The sequence below is a fragment of the Bartonella silvatica genome, from assembly GCF_040545155.1.
GTDB lineage: Bacteria > Pseudomonadota > Alphaproteobacteria > Rhizobiales > Rhizobiaceae > Bartonella > Bartonella silvatica.
The window spans coordinates 59,596-79,455 of sequence record NZ_JBEPLI010000004.1; the positions used below are offsets into that span (position 1 = coordinate 59,596).

Here is a 19,860-nt window from a genome sequence, read left to right on the forward strand (position 1 = left end):
GAGTTTCATTGTTTTTCCGTGGGGGATGGGTGTGTATGTAGATCAAGTATCCCATAAGTGCGGGACGATGGGGCAGCGATATACTGAGAAAATGGGATAAGCAGTGAAAGAATGTGAAGTAAAAATATTGCCAATAGGTGTTTTGAGTATATGCTTTGTGTTAACAGGATGCGGTTTATCTGCTCCTACCTATGGTACAGGTAAACCGGTTTCAACACAGTTTTTTGAAGATGTAGCAAATATAACGGCATTGACACCAACAAATAACAGTAGCCAGCTTGTTATGAAACATCGTTCAAAACTTGTCATTCCGCAGTCAAGTTCGCGTATGGTGCTACCACTACCTCAACAAGAGAGTTCTTTCAATAAAACAAAGGCATCAAAGCAATCTCTTATGCTTCATAAACAAGTATCACCCGTTTATGAGCAAGAGCAATCACCAAAAAGTGTTTCACACTTAAATGAGAAGCAGAGACAAGAATATTTACGTCGTCAGAGAGAACGCGTGGGAAGTGCAAACTATCGTCGATATCTTACGGAGCCCCCTTTAAGTTATCGTCAACCGGCAAGAACTGCGCCTGTTGGTCAACAGGGTGACGAAGCATGAGAAACATTAAAAAACGTGAAAGGTATCATACTTAAAAAATGAGGCGCTGATAAAAGAAGAGCTCTTAAGCTTTTGTAAGGTATTTTACTTTTTGAGAATCGTATTATCTAATAGGGGCACGACCTTCATGTAAAACAGAGCGCTACCCAGTTGCTAATTTCCGTTTTTTAAGGCATGTCTTAATGCGCTCAAACCCATTTCGCGACGGTGCCTGTGAATGGTATAGCGATAAAGCCAACCAGCACCTCCATCTTTATGTTTGTGAAGAAGCGAACTGGCACCATCATTATATTTGCGAGCCCCCAATGTTGCGATAGCCCTTATCTAAGATAAGATCCATTTTTACTCTTTTCTTGTACAGTTTTTACCCATATAGTCGCCCTGCTTGTGACGTACAAGCAAGTGATTTTCATTGATTCAATATGAGACGATTTAAAATGAGAAAGCCTTACTATATTCGTGGCTATGATTTAAGTTGAAAGTAATTATTTATATCATTATAAATCAATATCTTATTGTGAATCGACACCATTATTATATTTGCATGGTTCATGCGTGTTGCGGGGTGTTTTTGCATTTCGACCATTCATAAGAGACGTTTTCAGTCCTTTCTTATACAAATTTGATCCACACACTCATCCCGCTTATGATGTGTAAAGGAGTGGTTTTTATTGATTTGAAATAGATTTTAAATAAGGAAACTTTTCAGTATTGAGAAGTCTAACCCAATGTAAAATTGTTCTTATCAATGAATATTCTACGGTAAATTAAGAATAGAAAGTGTTTTTAGGACCGTTTTTTTGTAAAAAAATTTTTAAGCAGTTGAGAGGCTTCTTTTTCTTTAAAACCAGAATAAGTCTCAGGTCTGTGATGACAGGTTGGCTGCTGATAAAAACGAGGACCGTGTTCCACAGCACCTCCTTTGGGATCTCTCGTGGCATAATAAAGACGCCGTATGCGTGCAAATGAAATTGCCGCCGCACACATAGCACAAGGTTCCAGTGTTACATAAAGGTCACAATCAGGAAGTCTTTCACTTTGGAGGCTTTTGCAAGCCATGCGGATGACGCGCATTTCTGCGTGTCCTGTTGGATCATGTGCAGTTTTTGTGTCGTTACCAGCACGGGCAATGATTGTGTTGCCATGTGTGATAACGGCGCCGACTGGAACTTCATCTTGTTTTTGTGCCCATTGTGCTTCTAAAAGGGCTATTTCCATGGGCGTTAAAGTCATAGAGTTCTTTCTACTTAAGCGTGGGGATTTAAAAGGATTCTTCATAATTCATAGAGAAGATTACCATAAAATGCGTAAGACATCGTCCTTTTAAGCATAAAAGGGCATTATATTTTTAATATAAAAAACAAATGGTCACGTAAACGCCTACATTATTGCTGCTAGAGGATAGAAAAGAATAAATGATTGTGTTCTCCCCCTTTTTTAGGGTAAGCGGTATGGTGTGAATATGTGATTTTCTGAATATTCTGAAAGAAGTTGGTGTAGAGAATAGATGAATGAAAATAGTGAAAGTGAGCGAATTGCCAAAAGGTTAGCGCGTGCAGGCATTGCTTCACGTCGTGATGCAGAAATGATGATTGTTGCAGGTCGTATTGTTGTGAATGGTAAAGTTGTGACAACGCCTGCTTTTAACGTAACGCGCTCTGATGTTATTAAAGTTGATGGAAAGCCTTTGCCTCCTATGGAACGGACGCGGTTATGGCTTTACCATAAGCCGGTCGGGCTTGTGACTACGAACCGTGATCCGGAAGGAAGACCAACAGTTTTTAGCCGTTTACCAAAAGAAATGCCGCGTGTTCTTTCTGTCGGGAGGCTTGATATTAACACAGAAGGGCTTTTACTGTTAACCAATGATGGTGGTTTAGCACGTGTATTAGAGCTTCCTTTAACAGGGTGGGTGCGCAAATATCGGGTGCGCGCCCATGGAAAAGTCAAACAGAGTGCACTTGATAACCTTAAAAATGGTATCGCGGTTCATGGTGTTTTTTATGGTTCGATTGAGGCATCAATTGAACGTGAACAAGGGACCAATATATGGCTTTCTGTGGCTTTGCGTGAAGGAAAAAATCGTGAAATAAAGAAGGTTTTAGGTGCATTAGGATTATCTATTAACCGTTTAATTCGTGTCTCTTATGGTCCATTTCAGCTCGCTGATTTGGAAGAAGGGGCTGTTCGTGAGATAAAAGGGCGGACGTTGCGTAAGCAATTAGGTGAGCGTTTAATTATGCAAGCCAATGCAGATTTTGATTCTCCTGTTCTAAAACCCTTTTCCAATTCTACGATTATTGCAGAAAAACAAAGTGGTAAAGATTTTCCTGTTTCGCATGAGGATTGGGTTTTTTCAAGTGGGAGAGATCGCAGACAGAAAGGAGGGGCTGTTAAGCGCGATCAATCACGATTGGGGGCAAAATCGGATGAAAAACTTATGGATAAGAATCAGAATGAGGACGGAAAAGCAGAGCGTTTTTTGGCTCGTTCGCGTCGTTCTAATGTTTGGATGGCACCGGGTGCACGTCCACAAAGTGTGCGTAAGAAGTCTTGCTATAGTGAAAAGCCCTCTCATGAACATAAAAGCAATTTAAAGAGTCAAAAGTCTGCGCATAAAGGAAGAGAGAAGCCATTAGATGCTCCGTTGCAGAAGGAAAGAGAGACGCATTTTAACCAAAATCACGGTAAAAAATCTTTTGGTGAGGCGCGTTTTGTGAGCAAAAAGGAGCGTTTTTTCAAGAAAGAAGAAAAGAGTATAAAGGGTCATTATGATGAACGTTCTTTTGAGAAAAAACGCAAGGATAAATCATTTGATGGGGGTATAAAAAAATCGAAATCACAAAAAGGTCATACAAAAACAGCGAAGAAATTTGGAGGATCACGTGCGGATCGTCGGCGGTAAATTTGCTGGACGTGTTTTGTTTACGCCTGTGGGGCAGTCGATCCGCCCAACGAGCGATCGTACGCGTGAAAGTCTTTTCAATATTCTTGCAAGTCGAGAAGAAAAATTTTGGACTGGTAAACGTATTCTTGATCTTTTTGCTGGCACTGGTGCTTTAGGTATAGAGGCTCTATCGCGTGGTGCAAAAGCTGCTGTTTTTGTTGAAAATTCAGTTGAGGGGCGTGGACTGTTGCAAAAAAATATTGAAGCTTTTGAGTTACAGTCTATTGGACGTATTTTACGTCGTGATGCAACAAAACTAGGCAATATTGGAACCATGCTGCCATTTGATGTTATTTGTGCAGACCCCCCCTATGGTCATTGTTTGGGTGAGCGTGCTTTTGTGGAAGCGCTGAGGGGCGGCTGGGCAAAAGTTGATACACTTTTTGTGCTTGAAGAAAAGAAAGATGCTTTGATTCACTTGCCTGATATATTTTATCTTGATGATGAGCGTTTTTATGGTGAGACAGCGATACGTTTTTATAAACTGCATTCATAATGTCAGGCTTGAGAAAGTTCCTATTTTCATTTTATAGGATTAGAGAGATTTTTTTGTCTCTCTTTTTATCAAGCGATTGCTTTATTCATTGAAGGTTGTTTGTAAAATTAATCAAAGATGCATAAAGATTTTATGTATCTATTTTTCATGACACACCTACAATCTCTTATTTTTACAGGATATATTTATGGATATACAGGATAGCTTGAGTGATCTTCTTATGGTTCGCACAATAGGCTCCATTTTAGGTTGGTCATATAAAAAAGTGTCATTGTATTTGCAACTTTGCTGCTTATGTCCAAAATGCTTGACAAGATTATAAAAACGGCGATTTTCTTTAAAATCGATAGTTTCATGGCTTTTTATGTGTGTGTAAAAAATATCGACAAAGTGCGGCTATGAAGCAATATATAAAAATATTTTTTAAAATAAATTTGCATTTTTTGACAACACTGACATACTCTCTGCATAAGCTTTATGAGACAGCGTATTTTTTGTAAATTATTTTATACGTTCAAAATATAAGGAAAAGTCGCGTATAAAATGATCATTTGATAAATCTTCTAAGGGGGGAGAGGATATGGTTTATGCAGAAAATAAAGCAGATATTGACAATGTAATTTATGCTCTCCACTTACGTTTTAAAATTCTTGATCTCATTAGAAAAGCGAAAGCTGAACATACAGCGAGTAGCCTTTCCTGTATTGATTTCATTTATATTTTATACAAATACATTCTTCAAATAAATCCAACGCGCATTCATGATCCTGATCGTGATCGATATATTCAAAGTAAAGGACATGCGGTTGAAGCGTTGTATATTGTCTTATCAGAAATGGGATATTTTGATCCTCAACTTCTCGATACATATTTAAGCTTTGGTTCAAATTTTATTGGCCATGTAACCAAAAAAGTTCCTGGGATTGAGCAAAGCACAGGTTCTCTTGGGCACGGCTTATCTCTTGGTGCGGGAATGGCTCTTTCTGGAAAGCTTAACTCTCAATCCTATCGTGTTTTTGTACTTCTTGGCGATGGCGAAATGACAGAGGGATCCATCTGGGAGGCTGTACTCTTTTCAGCACACTATAAAGTCAGTAATCTTATTGCCGTTGTGGATAGAAATCGGCTGCAAATTACGGGGGCAACGGATATTTTAATGAAAACAGAGCCTTTAGTCGATAAATTTATAAGTTTTGGGTGGCATGTGGTAGAAATTGATGGCCATGATATAACACAACTAAAAAGATCATTGGGCTCTCTTCCATTTCACCAAGACAAATCAACAGCAATAGTGATGAATACCATAAAGGGGGGGTGGAATTTCCATGATGGAAAATGACATAGGCTGGCACCACAAAGTTCCAACAGAGGAAGAATGTAAGATTGTTTTTGATGAAATTCAGACAAAAATTCAATCGATGAGAGAATGAGCATGAAGACTTCGCATCAAGAAACACAAAACAATGTGAAATTTTCTAACCTCGAAATTTTGAGTCAGACTCTTATACAAATAGCACAGTTTGATAAGAATCTTGTTGTTCTCACAGCTGATTCACGAATATCTGGAAAAAATTGATCACTTTGCAAAACTCCATCCGGAATGTCTTATAGAAGCTGGAATTGCAGAACAAAATTTAGTCGGCGTTGCTGCTGATTTTGCTTCGTGTGGAAAAAAGCCCTTTGTTGTTTCGCAAGCGTGTTTTTTGACAACGCGTGCACTTGAACAAATAAAGGTCGATATTGGTTATTGCGAAAACCCTGTTCGATTGATCGGTATTAGCGCTGGTGTGAGTTATGGACCACTTGAGGCGACACATCACGCCATTTCCGACTTTGCTTTGCTTCGTGCTCTTGCGAACATAGCTATTATTGCTTCTGCAGATAAATAAAGAAACCGAAGCGGCCATTTTCTTGGCACTGAGCAACCCTATGCCGGTTTATATACGTTTAGGAAAACACCCTGTTGCAAATTTTCATCACTAGGAATACCAGACGAGCCAATCCGGAACGGAAGCCAACTGGAGGTGTTAGCAAGTTATGGAATCAGCCCGGATGGTATCGTGAAAACAGCGTTAGCAATGATATAATATACAGAAGATATAAAACATATTTCTTCATCTATTTTTACTATTACTATAGATTATAATAATACATATTGACACTTTAAATAAAATGAAGTATACATTATGTTAATAAAGGTGTAAATTAAAATATAAATGACTAATATTTATAAATTTACCTTTTATAACAATGTGAAAAAATAATTCATAAGTACATTTTTATTTTAGATGTTCTTATAAAGAGGAGTAAAAAATGTTAACAGCATTATTTATGGGGATTTTTTCTGTGTCAACTGTTGTTTTACCTTTATTGGCAGCGCTTGTCCCTTTTTATCCTTAAAGTAAAGTTTTGCTAAAGTGAATAAAAAGCCACACGGTTTTATTTATACTTTTTTTGCGTTGATTATTGTTAAGCTTTTCACTGTATAGCAGCAGCCAATATATCTATAAAATATACTCCTCCATAAAAAGGGTTCTCTTTTTATGGAGGAGTATAAAACGTTGCTTTTATTGCTTAAAAGCGTCTGTATTCACTAAACTCTCACGTGTAATCTCTTTAATCGTTTGTGCACCGGTTAGTGTCATCGCTACGCGCATTTCATTGGCAAAAAGATCAAGGAGGTGCGCGACACCTTTTTCACCTGCGGCTGCAAGTGCATAAACAAAAGCACGACCAATCATGACGGCATCTGCGCCTTGAGCGATCATGCGTACAACATCAAGGCCAGAACGAACACCAGAATCCACTAAAATGGTCAAATCGTTTTTTACAGCTTCGGCAATAGCTGGTAATGCTCGTGCTGTTGATAAGACACCATCCAGTTGGCGTCCACCGTGATTGGAAACAACAATGCCATCAGCACCAAATTGTACGGCCTCTCGTGCATCTTCTGGATCAAGGATACCTTTCAAAATCATTTTTCCCTTCCAAAAATCTCGAATCCATTGCAGATCACGCCAACCAATTGATGAATCAAAATTGGCACCAAGCCAGCCAACATAGTCGTCCAGCGCAATTTGCTTTTGCAAATAGGTAGAAACATTTCCAAGATCATGTGGATGTCCCATGATACCAACATTCCATGCCCAGTGTGGGTGGGTAAAAGCTTGTAAAATACGGCGTATCTTAGCATAAGGTCCAGACATTCCTGAATGTGCATCGCGATAACGTGCACCAGGAACCGGCATATCGACAGTAAAAACTAAGGTTCGTACACCAGATGCCCAAGCTCGCTCTAATGCATCGCGCATAAAGCCACGATCTTTGAGAACATAGAGCTGGAACCAAAATGCATTTCCAACGGCTTTTTGTACTTCTGCAATGGGGCAGACTGAAACCGAGGAGAGCGTAAAAGGAATACCCTTGGCAACGGCTGCACGTGCAGCTTGTACTTCACCACGGCGCGCATACATGCCCGTTAACCCCACAGGTGCGAGTATAATTGGTAAGTGAAGGGTTTGATCAAAAAGTTTCGTTGCAAGATCAATATCATTAATTTGCTTTAGAATTCTTTGACGTAGTGCAAGGGTTTGAAGATCGGTACAATTGTGTCGCAACGTTTCTTCAGCATAAGCTCCACCATCAATATAGTGAAAAAGGAAAGGAGGAAGTCGACGTTTTGCCGCTTTACGGTAATCGAATATCGAAGAAATAATCATGAATAGTACCACTGTTTCTAAATGAAAAGCAAAGACACTTTAAAACGAATAAAAACCACCCCGCATATCTTCTATTATTCGATATCCTCCCAAATATTTCATTCAGTAAAAGGAGACAATGGAGATTGCAACTCAAAAAAACACGTTTATGAAAATAATATTTTTATGACTCTTTTTTGAATTAAAAATCCTATAATGTTCAAGTTATTATCAATCATCCACAAATGTACATTGTGGTTCAGACTATATCCGAGAATCCATCTGTAAGAGTATTTTATAACAATTGTTTTTTGAGAAATAATTTAAATGATGCCCTCTATCTTTAAAGTAATATCGATTTTATGATGTTTTATTTTAAAAATGTTCTGCTTATCAAAATATACTTCTTTCAATGTACTTAGGGTATTTAAAAGTCTTTTAAATATGAATAGATATAAATAGAAAGATTTCATTTTGGATGCTATCTTTTATTATACTATAAATGGGGCATAGCCATGTGCATGGTCTTGAAAACTTTGCCAAAATGCTAAACAGCTCTCAATCAAAATAAGAACATGGTTTATAGAGAAAGAGCGTGATTGACGTTTGATTTAAGATATTGAATAATATTAAAAAATATGGACAAAAATTCTTAATTGATGAGTATTTTTGTCATAACATGGACGGCTTGTTTTTAATGGTCTTTGTCTAACACAATAGATCGGTTCTTTATTCAAGTTTTTTTAAGAGATGTAGTTATAGATGGCAATGAGTTTTGCATATTTGATGTGCAGAAACAAACAAATGGGAGACGGACGCTCTTTTTGAAAAGTCAAATTTTTCTCTATTGAAATAGATAAATATTTGAGAAAAATTCATGTTTTCTCATTCATTTAAAATGTTTAGATAATTTTAATCCCTGCGCTTGATAATGTGATCCGCTATCATGTCCATAAAGAGTAGAGGGTTGATTAAGCATATGTTCATATACCAAACGGCCAATCATTTGACCGTGTTCTAAGATAAATGGAACTTCATGGCTGCGGATTTCCAAAACTGCTTTTGCTCCTTTTCCACCGGATGCTACATGTCCAAATCCTGGGTCGAAAAAACCGGCATAATGCACTCTAAATTCACCAACTAAAGGATCAAAGGGGGTCATTTCAGCTGCGTAAAGTGGGGGAACATGGACAGCTTCTCGTGATACTAAAATATAAAACTCATCCGGATCAAGAATCAGTTCCCTTTGACCACGGTCAAAAAGAGGTTCCCAGAAATCTAAAATATGAGCAGTCGCGTGTTTATCGATGTCAATAACACTTGTATGGTGCTTCCCACGATAGCCTACAAGTCCATTTTCATCTCCTTTTAAATTAATGGAAAGCCCAATGCCGTTTGCACTAATGTTAGGAACATCTTCTGATATCAATGTTTCATTCGTATGCAAAGCCTGCAATTCAATTTCTTTTAAATAACTGCATCCTTTGCGAAATCGAAGTTGAGATAAACGTGAACCGGTCCGCACCAAAATTGGAAATGTGCGTGGACTGATTTCAAGATAAATTGGACCATGATAGCCGGCATAAATCTTATCGAATTCTTGGGCATTATCGGTAATGACACGTGTAAAAATATCCAATCTTCCGGTCGAGCTTTTAGGATTGGCAACAGCTGATAAAGTTTTGGGTAAAGCCAAATTTTCTAAAAGCGGAACAATATAAACACATCCTGTTTCTAAGACGGCTCCTTCTTGCAAATCAAATTCGTGCAATTTTAATCGTTCGAGTTTATCTAAAACTTTGACATCAGCCCCTGGCATAAAGGAAGCACGTATACGATAGGCTTTTTTGCCTAAACGAAGGTCAAGACTTGCTGGTTGTATTTGGGTTGCATCAAATGGACAAAGGGCTTTGAGGATGTCATTCTCGATGAGACCTTGTATATCACGATCTGCTAAAATACCGCTTATACGCATACGCACCATATTGTTTTACCTTCTATTTTTATTTCTTCTCTTTTTGGCTCAGATGCTTTTTTGGTGCAAGATATTTTAAGACTATAAAAGTTATTCCCTTTCATTTTGTTAACGGATTAGCTGCTCCAGTTTATATGTCAATGCCATAAACAATAAAATAAAGCTTGGTTGATATTCTTTAAAAGTCAATAATTGCTCTTTTGAGAATAACGACTTTGACATATTCTTCTTCTTGAATGTTAAACAAATAGTGCTATCATGGCGCAAAGTCTCTGTAGAACCCGCAAGAATTCTGTTAGAATTTATTATGATCATACGTCATCTCAGCGAAAATATTATTAACCAAATTGCTGCTGGAGAAGTTATTGAGAGACCGGCGAATGTTGTCAAAGAGCTTGTAGAAAATGCCATTGATGCTGGAGCAACGCGAATTGAAATTGTTACAGCCAATGGTGGAAAAAGCCTTATAAAGGTCAGTGATAATGGCTGTGGTATTCCTGTTGATCAGTTAACATTGGCAGTTTCGCGCCATTGTACTTCCAAAATTACCGATGATGTCCACAATATCTGTTTCCTCGGGTTTAGAGGAGAGGCTTTACCTTCTATTGGTTCTGTTGCAAAACTTAAACTGACGTCACGAACGCAAGCTGCTGATAGTGCTGCTGAAATTACTGTCACAGCAGGGAAGGTTGTTGGCCCCAAACCAGCGGCAGCAAATACTGGAACAATTGTTGAGGTCCGCGACCTTTTTTTTGTTACACCAGCACGACTAAAGTTTATGAAAACGGATCGTGCTGAAATGAATGCCATTACCGATATGGTCAAACGGATTTCTATTGCATTTCCCCATATTCGGTTTTCTCTTTCCGGACCAGATAGAACCTCTATGGAACTCCCTGCAACAGAAAATAATACTCAAGGGCAATTACAACGTATTACTCAAATTATGGGTAAAGATTTTGCTCCCAACAGTATTGCCCTAAATGCTGAACGTGAATCTGTTCGCCTTACGGGATTTGCTTGTTTGCCTTCCTTTAATCGTGGCAATAGTCTTCATCAATTTGCTTATGTGAATGGACGCCCTGTGCGTGATAAATTTCTTTGGGGCGCCATTCGAGGGGCTTATGCTGATGTCATGACTCGGGATCGTTATCCCGTTTCTATTCTTTTTATTGATCTGCCTCCCGCCGATGTGGATGTTAACGTTCACCCAGCCAAAGCAGATGTTCGCTTCCGTGATACAGGTTTAATTCGTGGTTTAATTGTGGGGGCCATTCGTGAAGCATTGCATCATACTGGTGTTCGCTCGACGACAACGCGTTCTGAAGCAATGTTGGCTGCATTTCAAACACAACAACCATTGAAAGCCTTTCAAATCCCTCAGAAATCTTCTTTTTGTAGCGCAAAGCCTCATTATAGTCCACAGCCTCATCATTCTGAAGTGGCGTCAATGATTCATAAGTCGTTGGGTAGGGCAGGTTCTGTTGGTTTTAAAGAAAATACGACTTCTCTTATGGCAGGTTTAGATACACCAAGCGGTGATGCTTATATCCCCAATACAACGTCTTCATCAGAAGAGATAGCTTATCCACTCGGGGCGGCAAGGGCACAAATTCATAAAAACTATATTATTGCTCAGACCCAAGATAGTTTGATTATTGTTGATCAACATGCTGCTCATGAACGACTGGTTTATGAAGCACTCAAAAAGGCACTTTATTCCACCGCTCTTCCTTCACAATTGTTGCTTATCCCTGAAATTGTAGAACTCTCTGAAGAAGATGCAACAAGTCTTTTAACACACAAAGATGCTTTGCAGAAATTTGGTTTGGGAATAGAAGCATTTGGACCTGGCGCAATCGTTGTGCGTGAAACACCCTCCATGTTAGGAGAAATAGATGTACAGGCTCTTATCAAAGATCTTGCAGATGAAGCTGCTGAATATGATACAACGGATAATTTAAAAGCAATGCTGGATTATGTTGCCGCGACAATGGCGTGTCATGGATCAATACGGTCGGGACGTCTTTTGCGCCCTGAAGAAATGAATGCACTTTTACGACAAATAGAAGCAACGCCTCATACAGGAACGTGTAATCACGGTCGTCCTACTTATATCGAACTCAAATTGGCTGATATAGAGAGGCTTTTTGGAAGAAAATAAATCATTCCGCGCTTTTATAATAAAAAATATTTTTAGTTTCTTCTCGACTTCATAAGGCATCTTATGGCATTTTACTTCTGTTTCTCACAAAACAGAAAGGACGTATAAAAAATGTTTTCTGCTGATGAACGCGAAGCAAAAATCCATTATTCCAATAATGGATATAAAATTGTAGAATATGGCACTTATACTGTTTGTGCTGTCAGTGGACAAAAAATCCCAATAGATGATTTAAAATATTGGAATCATCATCGTCAAGAAGCCTATGCTAGTTGTGAGATTTCCTATCGTCGTGAACTTGAGTGCAATCCATATCTGCAACAATTGTTAGAAAAATAGAAATGTTAAAAAAGAACAAAATAACTGATTGAAAATGATAAATTCAGCCTTTTAAGAAGGGGGGTAACATTTTCTAAAAAAGAAATATTTTTTTGTATTTTCAAATCTATTTCACGATAGCCTATCGTAAATAGTGTAATGATAAAGTCCCTGCGTGTCATCATTTTTATAAGGGGATAAGCGGGTAGCATATGATATTTGCAAGCTTATGGGTGTTGCTACAACCCTTGTGTTTTTGTTCCATATACAGTTTTTATCCATATGATCGTCTCACTCAGTCCCATTTGTGACATGCAAGAAAGTGTTTCTTCTTGATGCAAGAGATGGCTTAGGGTGATCTTATCCTACAATATTTGGGGTTATGATTAAAATTGTAAAATGGTGATTTATGATGGTAAATTAACCCGTTGTTGAAAGCGGTCCATCACTTCTTTAAGGAGGTTTTGACAAAAGTCTTTTTGGGAAAAATCAACTTTAACATCAAATATAATAAGGTTTTTTAAGTCTTTTTGCATATTGCTTGTTTTGATACGTACATAATCTTTAGCCGTTGTCGCGAGCCATAAGTTTTGTGCTTTCGCTTTTTGGGCAAGGTTTTGTAAATCTGTGTTTGTAAAAAAATAGTGATCAGGATAAGAATAAATTTGCGCCACATGACCTGAAAGTTCTTTAATGGATTTAAAAAACTTGTCTGGATTGCCAATACCGGCAAATGCTAAAAATGATTTCCCTACGATCTCATCAGAGGCTATCGATTGAAAATGTGCATAATGCAATGGTTTTCCAGCACCTGTGATATGGTCAGAAATCTTGTTATGTTTTTCTGAGTGACCAATTAATAACACACTGTCCGTCAAAGAAAGCTGTGTTTTTAAGGATACACGCAAAGGTCCTGCTGGAAAAACAGCTTTATTCCCAAAACCACGCATTGCATCGACAACGAGTAATGCATAATCCATGTAAAGACGGCGGCTTTGAAAGCCATCATCCATCAAAATGAAGTTACATCCTTCTTGTTTGAGTCGTTGTGCTGCTGCATAACGGTCTGCTGATATAGCGACAAAAGCATGCTGTACCAGTAAGAGCGCTTCATCACCCACATCATATGCGCTGTCATGCGTCTCATCGACAAGATGAACTCCCTTCATGGTTCCACCATACCCACGTGAGACAATACCAGGTGTGAAACCGAGTTCTTTAGCGATTTGAGCAAAAGCAATAACAACAGGTGTTTTTCCGGTGCCACCACATGTGAAGTTGCCAATACATAAAACGGGAAGATCAATAATAGGGGGCTGTTTTGTCATACGGCGTTTTGAAAAGTAACCGTATATACAAGCAATTGGAGTTAATAAAAAACGTAAAAAGCTCTTATCTTTCCACCAAAAATGCGGTGTGCTAATGTGCATAGTGATCCCGATGTTGATTCAAGCCGGTTTGTATGACCAGAGGTTGCAAGAATGGCTCAAGAAGTTTTAATGTGCGCTCAAGGGCACCTGCCATTTCTGTTGCAACTTTATAGGCTTTATCAGCCATTTCTTGACGCAGCATCTCGTTTGTTAAAAGTTTATATACTTGAATGGAAAGTTGTTTTGTATCTTCAATCATATATGCTGCATCATGTTTGAGAAATTGTTCAAACATTTCTTGAAAGTTTGAGACATGCGGTCCTGTTAAAATAGCTGAACCGAGCAACGCCAACTCCAATGGGTTGTGCCCACCATTTCCGCACAGAGATTTTCCTATGAAAGAAACTTTTGACAAGCGGAGAAAAAGCCCCATTTCTCCAATCGTATCGCCCCATAGAATATCTGTATTTGCATCTGGAAGAGTGTTGCTGCTTCTACGGATAAAACGCAAATTGTTATGATCACATTTTTTGATAAGATCTTCTAAACGCTCAGGATGACGGGGCACAATAATTGTTAATAAATCTGGCAAATAATTTTTAAGAATTTTATGAACCTCAAAAGCAACTTCTTCTTCTCCTTCATGGGTGGAGATTGCTGCCCAAATTGGGCGATTGTTAAGAGCATTCCTATAATGTGCGAGTAGTGCTTTATTTTCAATTGGTAAAACATCAGCTTTAAGATTACCAGAAAATGCAACAGATTTTACTCCCAGTGCATTGTAATAAGTGACATCTCTTTCATTTTGACCAATAGCTAAATTGATGTGTTGAAAAATATGTTTGGCAAGAATTTGCCGTTTTTGCCAAGCTTTAAAAGAGCGTTCAGACATATGCGCATTGACCAAAATCTGTGGAATGCGCATTTTTGCAAGTTCTTTAATTCGTAGAGGCCAAATTTCCGATTCACAAATCAGTGCTAAATCAGGCTTCCAATGGTTGATAAAGCGATGGACTGCCCTGTCTAAATCTAACGGAGCGTATTGATGGATTAACCGATTACCAAAGTGCTTTTTTGCGAGAGAAGAGGACGTTACAGTGCATGTTGTGAGCAATATATTGACGTTCATTGATAAAATGTAATTAATAAGTGGAACGAGGGCCAGTGTTTCTCCAACACTTGCCGCATGCAACCAAATGAGTGGGCTTTGAGGGCGTGTTTTTTGGCTTTTACCCAAACGTTCTTTTTGACGTCCTTGTTCTTCTTTTCCACGGATCGTACGAAGCAACAAATAAAAAGGAACAATAGGATATAAGCAAAAGCCAACCATTCGATAGATTAAAAGAGCTGTCCGTGCCTTTAGTTCCACCATGAAACTCACCTCATTTACTTGTTTTAAGACATCTATTAAGCTTTTTCTAGCAAGTATGATATGTTATTATATTATCGTTTTAGAAACAGTGCCTTACTCATAAAAACATGGTAAGAAAGGGGCAATACAATTCTGTCTCGTCTGTTTTCAAGAATCTTCTTCCATGAAAATATATGTCCATAAAGTACAATGGGATAGGTAAATAATTTATTTCTTCATTTTAGGCATTTTATATTCACAATTATCGTATTTTAGATTTTAAGACTATTCTTAACGCTAAGAATTCTCATATACATCGCTATAAACATAAAGTATTTTTCATGCTTTTGGTTTGTTTACCAGTTTAAGTTCTCTCTTTTTTTTAAATTAAACATTGGAATCTGCGTGAGAAAAAGATCAAAATGTTGAAATAATTTTCCCATTTTGAAAATGAAAAAACTATCCATGATACATTAGTGTCTGTAAAAAAGTGATCAAAGATAAAAACTTTGTATCTTCACACTTTTATTCACGGTTTATCACAGCAGATTCTCCCAATGGATGATGTTATAGAAAACTTACTTAAACAATAACAAACTATACAAATGCCCCTTTTATCAGAAAATAGTCAATATTTTTAGAAAACCTCTTGTAAAATATTTTGCTTCTTTTTAATTCTCTGACTCATCTCCATGTTCAAGTTTGATTATGCTTCGTTTGTTTCAGTCTCAAGAAACTTGTGCAAGTCTACGATATAATAACGTTGTAGTGCGTTATCAACACTGCTTTGTGACTTCGCCAACCATGCTTCTTGAGCTGATTTGTAGTTTGGAAAAATACCGACGATGTCTAAATCATCAACATTCTTAAATTGATTGCTCTTAAGATTTTTTAGCTCTCCACCAAATACAAGATGTAAATATTGTTTTTTTTCATGCGTTTCAGTCATATAATCTCCATATCATTAAGAAATTGTAGCATATTTTTTATGTGATTAAACGGACTTGATTTGACGGACAACATCTATCATATCTTGACAGCAATTATTTTTACCCGCAATCAAAAGTCCGTATTGATAAGGTTCCTCTCCATAAGATATAATAGGTGCATCAAGCGATCGAAGACATCCTCCACATTCTTGTAAAATAAGATCAGCTGCAGCAATATCCCATGCATGACAATTGGGGCGGACCAGTACGATATCGATTTCGTTTTGAGCAACAAGAGCGATACGATATGCAAGAGAGGGAATATAGCGATAAAAATGAACTTGACTGCAAAAATCATTCGGTAATTTTTGAGCCAATGATTTATCAATGGAAACTTTATATTTTTTGTTTATTTGAGATGCTAACAGAGGAATCTTTACGCCGTTTAACATTGCTCTCTTACCAGTAACAGCTGCATAAACATCTCCCTGAACGGGGCATTGTATCACTCCTACAACAGGGCGTTTGTCTTCAATAATGGCAACTGAAATACACCAATAGGTGCTACCCGAAAGAAAGCCACGGGTTCCATCAATGGGATCAACCAAAAAGTAGCGTTTATAAACTTTTTGATCCCGATCATCTTTTGTTTCTTCTGAAATCCAGCCATAATCTGGGCGTGCATCCAGAAGTTTCTCCTTCAAAAAGCGATCAACTGCAAAATCTGCTTCACTGACAGGAGAATTGCCTTCTTTCATCCAAACATCCAACGCACCTCCAAAATATCCCATTGCTAAATTTCCTGCCTCTCGACAAACATCAAGCAAAAGATTTAAATCAGAAGAATGATGCGTGTTATTTTCCTGCAAGTGTCATCCTTTCAATTAAAAGTGTTGGAGCTGCTGTACTATAACGTCGATCAATATCATTTGCAGGTGTTAAATGTGCTAACATATGGAGTAAATCAGAACCTAGTGTTATCTCGCTTACGGGATAAGTCAATTCGCCATTTTCAATCCAAAAACCAGAAGCACCACGGCTATACTGACCTGTAACAAAATCAATGCCATGTCCGAATAATTCTGTCACATAAAACCCACTTTGCAGACTTTTTATCATATCATGAGGTGATGTTAAACCTGGTTCAATCGCAAAATTGGTGCTAGAGGGTTGAACCAATGATGCTGAACGCACACCATGACCATTGGTTTTAAGCCCCAATTCACGTGCTGTAGATGATGAAAGAAGCCAGTTTTTTAAAACCCCATTTTCAATGATGTTGAGTGTTTGTCCTTCTACACCTTCTCCATCGAAAGGGCGAGAAGCGGTTCCACGTAATCGCAAAGGTTGGTCTGTCACATTCACCCCTGGTTTCATCACTTCTTTTCCTAAGAGATTTTGTAACAGGCTTGTTTTGCGCGCGACAGATGCTCCATTCACCATACCGGCAATATGCCCAGCAATGCCGCGTGCTGTCCGTGGGGCAAAAATAACATCTACTGTTCCTGTCGTGGCACGAACCGCTCCCAAACGTCGAACCGCTCCAATCCCTGCATTTTTCCCCACAGTTTCTGGCTCTTCTAAGTCAGAAAAATGTAAGGCTGCGGTATAATCATAATCCCTTTCCATTGCTGTACCTTCACCAGCAACTGCACTACAAGAACGTGAAAAAAAACTAGAGTGATAAGTTCCACAGAAACCATCGCTGGTCACAAGAACAAATCCACCACTGCCATAAGTTGCGGCAGCGCCACCAGAATTGCTCACGCCTTTAACATCAAGAGCGGCTGCTTCCATTTTCAAAGCATCTTCTGTTAAAAAATGACTGTTCGGAGAAAAGTTATCAAAAAGGTTCAGATCTTTAGGGTTTGTAACCAAAGACTCTTTTTCTACCAAACCTTCAAATAAACTATCAGGAGAAGCTTTTGCCATTGCAACAGCACGTTCTGCAAGCTCTTGTGGACAAGCTGCTAAATTAGAAGAAATACTGGCTACTTTTTTTCCAACAAAAACCCTTAATGTAAAATCATTGCTCTCTGAAGCATCTGTCGATTCGACTTTGCCAAAGCGCACCGATACGCTGGTAGAATGTGATCGAATAATAACAGCATCGGCAGCATCTGCTCCAGAACGTTTTGCTGCTTCAACCAATGAAGTCGCTTTATCAATCTGGTTTTTGTCATTCATCATGGTCTCCCTTAAATATTAACCATTCATAGGGATAGGCGATTTAGCAAGTTTATAAAAAAATACAATGTTTTTATGCTCATTGATAAACTTATGTATTTTTAATACCTTTTTTGCTTTTGCAATGCGTTAAAAAGCCCCGTTTTTAGCGTTTTTTTAGGTGCAATATGTTCTTAATTTTTGAACTTGCACCATTTTAATTCACTTTATATCATTGTGCCTAGCCAAGTTCGTATTTATAATCAAATCAATAGAAAGTTACGCGATAACACTTGGACTTATCTCAAATTTTCAAGAACGTTAATCATTGGAAAATATCTTAAACCGCATGCCTATGAAGTGTTAAATTGGTTTTCACGTTGTCTCTTCTATAGGCACTTATAGCATCACTTAATTTTTACGCAAGCATAAGAGATGCCTTAACAATAAGATCATTCATTATATTTATGGATTCGTTCTCCTAATGACTATCATGCATCTTGCATATGAGACGAGAAAACGGCCTTCTTTGCTAAGAATATAAGTTTTAAGGATAAAAACCACTTCCTATCTCTTTTAAATTTAGCTTTATGACTTTTAAAAGTATCTAAGGTAATGTCTATTAAATAATGGAGATTATGCCTTGCTTTATGCTTTTTCTTTGAATGGGATACGTCGTTTACGTAAGACAAAACGCCATTGTGTTGCAGTTTCACATGCTTGTTTTGAAGAGATATCTCTCAATAATCCTAAGCGCATTTGCGCTGGTGCGCGTGAGTGGAATAATGGTAAATCCATTGATTGTACCATATATTTAAGAGCGAGACGGCACCATGATTATATTGGTCAGCTCTCAGTGTTGTGATAGCCTCTTGTATTGAGATGATTTACTAGAGGCATTTTAGTTCTTTTTCCTCATTCTTAATCTATAGGTTAAACTCGTTTATGATGTGCAAGCGAATAGTTTTGACTGATTCAAAACAAACAGATTTGAAATAAGAGAATCTTACAGTATTCAGGACTTTGATTTAATATGCATAATGATAAACTGTTTATATAAATCAATTTATTAATAAACTCTAACATAGAAATTAAGCAGTATTTCTGTACTCCGTTATTTACAAAAAGGTCAGTGCTTTTTAACACTGAAGATATAGGTACAAATTGTGTTAAGTCTTTAAATTTCAGACATGAATAACTACCAAGAAGATTGTGTTGGAAATTGATTTAAAGATACAAATTATAGGAACTGTCATAAAAATGATATTTCAATGAAAATATTTCAGAAATAGTGATTCAGTTAAAAGAAGACTTCATGGTTGTTAACCTATTCCAAATAAATAATTTTTTCGTATATTCCTTTTAGAAGGGAATATATCTTATTATGAAGTCTCATCAAGTTTACGTCGCAATGACTTATATTAAAAAAACATAAGGTATAGAAAATTCGATATTGGAAAAAATATATACAAGAATGCGTTTTATTTGATGTGATCGTAAGTTTTCGTGAAAAGAAAAGACTTTATGATTTTTATTCAGACAAAGCCGCATACATATAGGTTATTTTATGGTGTTAAAATCATGTCACAGGTTGAATGATAGCATTTAAACTGACGACTGAATGGGCTTTAAGGAATGATAAAAGATCAATCTGGTAATAGTTTTGTATGATGAATAACAAGGTTTGATTATGCATAAAAAGGTGATGAGAAGGTTCGTTACAAATAACTTAGATAAGCTTCTCTTGTATTTTAAAGGTCATATGGTGCCGCATGCCGGATTCGAACCAGCGACCCCATCATTACGAATGATGTGCTCTACCAACTGAGCTAATGCGGC

16 protein-coding genes and 1 tRNA gene are annotated in these 19,860 nt (G+C 37.7%); 7 read left to right on the forward strand and 10 right to left on the reverse strand.

Annotated elements, in window-relative coordinates:
* The first annotated feature begins 103 nt into the window (after positions 1 to 103).
* On the forward strand, positions 104 to 607 hold the full coding sequence (locus tag ABID23_RS03280) for a hypothetical protein (RefSeq protein WP_354189295.1): 504 nt from the start codon (positions 104 to 106) through the stop codon (positions 605 to 607).
* Positions 608 to 1,393: 786 nt separating this feature from the next.
* Here the strand turns inward: ABID23_RS03280 and ABID23_RS03285 are convergent.
* Complete coding sequence (locus tag ABID23_RS03285) at positions 1,394 to 1,840, reverse strand: nucleoside deaminase (protein WP_354189297.1); 447 nt, start codon at positions 1,838 to 1,840, stop codon at positions 1,394 to 1,396.
* Positions 1,841 to 2,114: 274 nt separating this feature from the next.
* On the opposite strand from ABID23_RS03285, the gene ABID23_RS03290 reads away from it, so the two are divergent.
* From ABID23_RS03290 to ABID23_RS03305, 4 genes are all read left to right on the forward strand, one after another.
* Positions 2,115 to 3,512 (forward strand): pseudouridine synthase, encoded by a 1,398-nt coding sequence (locus tag ABID23_RS03290; RefSeq protein ID WP_354189299.1) that lies wholly within the window; start codon positions 2,115 to 2,117, stop codon positions 3,510 to 3,512.
* Entirely contained in the window at positions 3,493 to 4,050 is a 558-nt protein-coding gene (gene rsmD, locus ABID23_RS03295; RefSeq protein WP_354189301.1) for a 16S rRNA (guanine(966)-N(2))-methyltransferase RsmD, read from the forward strand. Before ABID23_RS03290 ends, rsmD begins: the two co-directional genes overlap by 20 nt.
* Positions 4,051 to 4,630: 580 nt before the next feature.
* Positions 4,631 to 5,389 (forward strand): transketolase, encoded by a 759-nt coding sequence (locus ABID23_RS03300; protein ID WP_354189303.1) that lies wholly within the window; start codon positions 4,631 to 4,633, stop codon positions 5,387 to 5,389.
* A gap of 196 nt (positions 5,390 to 5,585) precedes the next feature.
* Positions 5,586 to 5,939 carry a transketolase family protein gene (locus tag ABID23_RS03305; protein WP_354189305.1) on the forward strand — a complete coding sequence of 118 codons (354 nt, stop codon included), beginning with the start codon at positions 5,586 to 5,588 and terminating at the stop codon, positions 5,937 to 5,939.
* Between the two features lie 678 nt (positions 5,940 to 6,617).
* Here the strand turns inward: ABID23_RS03305 and lldD are convergent.
* Positions 6,618 to 7,769 carry an FMN-dependent L-lactate dehydrogenase LldD gene (gene lldD, locus ABID23_RS03310; RefSeq protein WP_354189307.1) on the reverse strand — a complete coding sequence of 384 codons (1,152 nt, stop codon included), beginning with the start codon at positions 7,767 to 7,769 and terminating at the stop codon, positions 6,618 to 6,620.
* A gap of 868 nt (positions 7,770 to 8,637) precedes the next feature.
* A complete protein-coding gene (locus tag ABID23_RS03315; protein WP_354189384.1) occupies positions 8,638 to 9,723 on the reverse strand; it encodes a 2'-deoxycytidine 5'-triphosphate deaminase in 1,086 nt (361 codons plus the stop codon).
* A gap of 307 nt (positions 9,724 to 10,030) precedes the next feature.
* Here ABID23_RS03315 and mutL point away from each other — a divergent pair, with 307 nt between their 5' ends.
* Together mutL and ABID23_RS03325 are read left to right on the forward strand one after the other, a co-directional pair.
* Positions 10,031 to 11,887 carry a DNA mismatch repair endonuclease MutL gene (gene mutL, locus ABID23_RS03320; RefSeq protein ID WP_354189310.1) on the forward strand — a complete coding sequence of 619 codons (1,857 nt, stop codon included), beginning with the start codon at positions 10,031 to 10,033 and terminating at the stop codon, positions 11,885 to 11,887.
* Between the two features lie 111 nt (positions 11,888 to 11,998).
* The gene (locus ABID23_RS03325) at positions 11,999 to 12,226 is read left to right on the forward strand and encodes a DUF2093 domain-containing protein (protein ID WP_354189312.1); all 228 of its coding nucleotides are present in this window, start codon (positions 11,999 to 12,001) and stop codon (positions 12,224 to 12,226) included.
* 386 nt (positions 12,227 to 12,612) lie between these two features.
* On the opposite strand, the gene lpxK is transcribed toward ABID23_RS03325, so the two are convergent.
* The 7 genes from lpxK to ABID23_RS03360 form a co-directional block, all read right to left on the reverse strand.
* A complete protein-coding gene (lpxK, locus tag ABID23_RS03330) occupies positions 12,613 to 13,635 on the reverse strand; it encodes a tetraacyldisaccharide 4'-kinase (protein WP_354189314.1) in 1,023 nt (340 codons plus the stop codon).
* Positions 13,625 to 14,947 (reverse strand): lipid IV(A) 3-deoxy-D-manno-octulosonic acid transferase, encoded by a 1,323-nt coding sequence (gene waaA / locus ABID23_RS03335; RefSeq protein ID WP_354189316.1) that lies wholly within the window; start codon positions 14,945 to 14,947, stop codon positions 13,625 to 13,627. Before waaA ends, lpxK begins: the two co-directional genes overlap by 11 nt.
* Positions 14,948 to 15,632: 685 nt before the next feature.
* On the reverse strand, positions 15,633 to 15,875 hold the full coding sequence (locus ABID23_RS03340; RefSeq protein ID WP_354189318.1) for a DUF4170 domain-containing protein: 243 nt from the start codon (positions 15,873 to 15,875) through the stop codon (positions 15,633 to 15,635).
* Between the two features lie 45 nt (positions 15,876 to 15,920).
* Positions 15,921 to 16,724: a 3'(2'),5'-bisphosphate nucleotidase CysQ gene (locus ABID23_RS03345; protein ID WP_354189320.1), complete on the reverse strand. Its 804-nt coding sequence runs from the start codon at positions 16,722 to 16,724 to the stop codon at positions 15,921 to 15,923.
* Positions 16,711 to 18,042: a TldD/PmbA family protein gene (locus tag ABID23_RS03350; RefSeq protein WP_354189322.1), complete on the reverse strand. Its 1,332-nt coding sequence runs from the start codon at positions 18,040 to 18,042 to the stop codon at positions 16,711 to 16,713. The genes ABID23_RS03345 and ABID23_RS03350 overlap by 14 nt, the downstream gene beginning before the upstream one ends.
* A gap of 627 nt (positions 18,043 to 18,669) precedes the next feature.
* Positions 18,670 to 18,819: a hypothetical protein gene (locus tag ABID23_RS03355; RefSeq protein WP_354189324.1), complete on the reverse strand. Its 150-nt coding sequence runs from the start codon at positions 18,817 to 18,819 to the stop codon at positions 18,670 to 18,672.
* A gap of 965 nt (positions 18,820 to 19,784) precedes the next feature.
* A tRNA-Thr gene (locus tag ABID23_RS03360) sits at positions 19,785 to 19,860 on the reverse strand.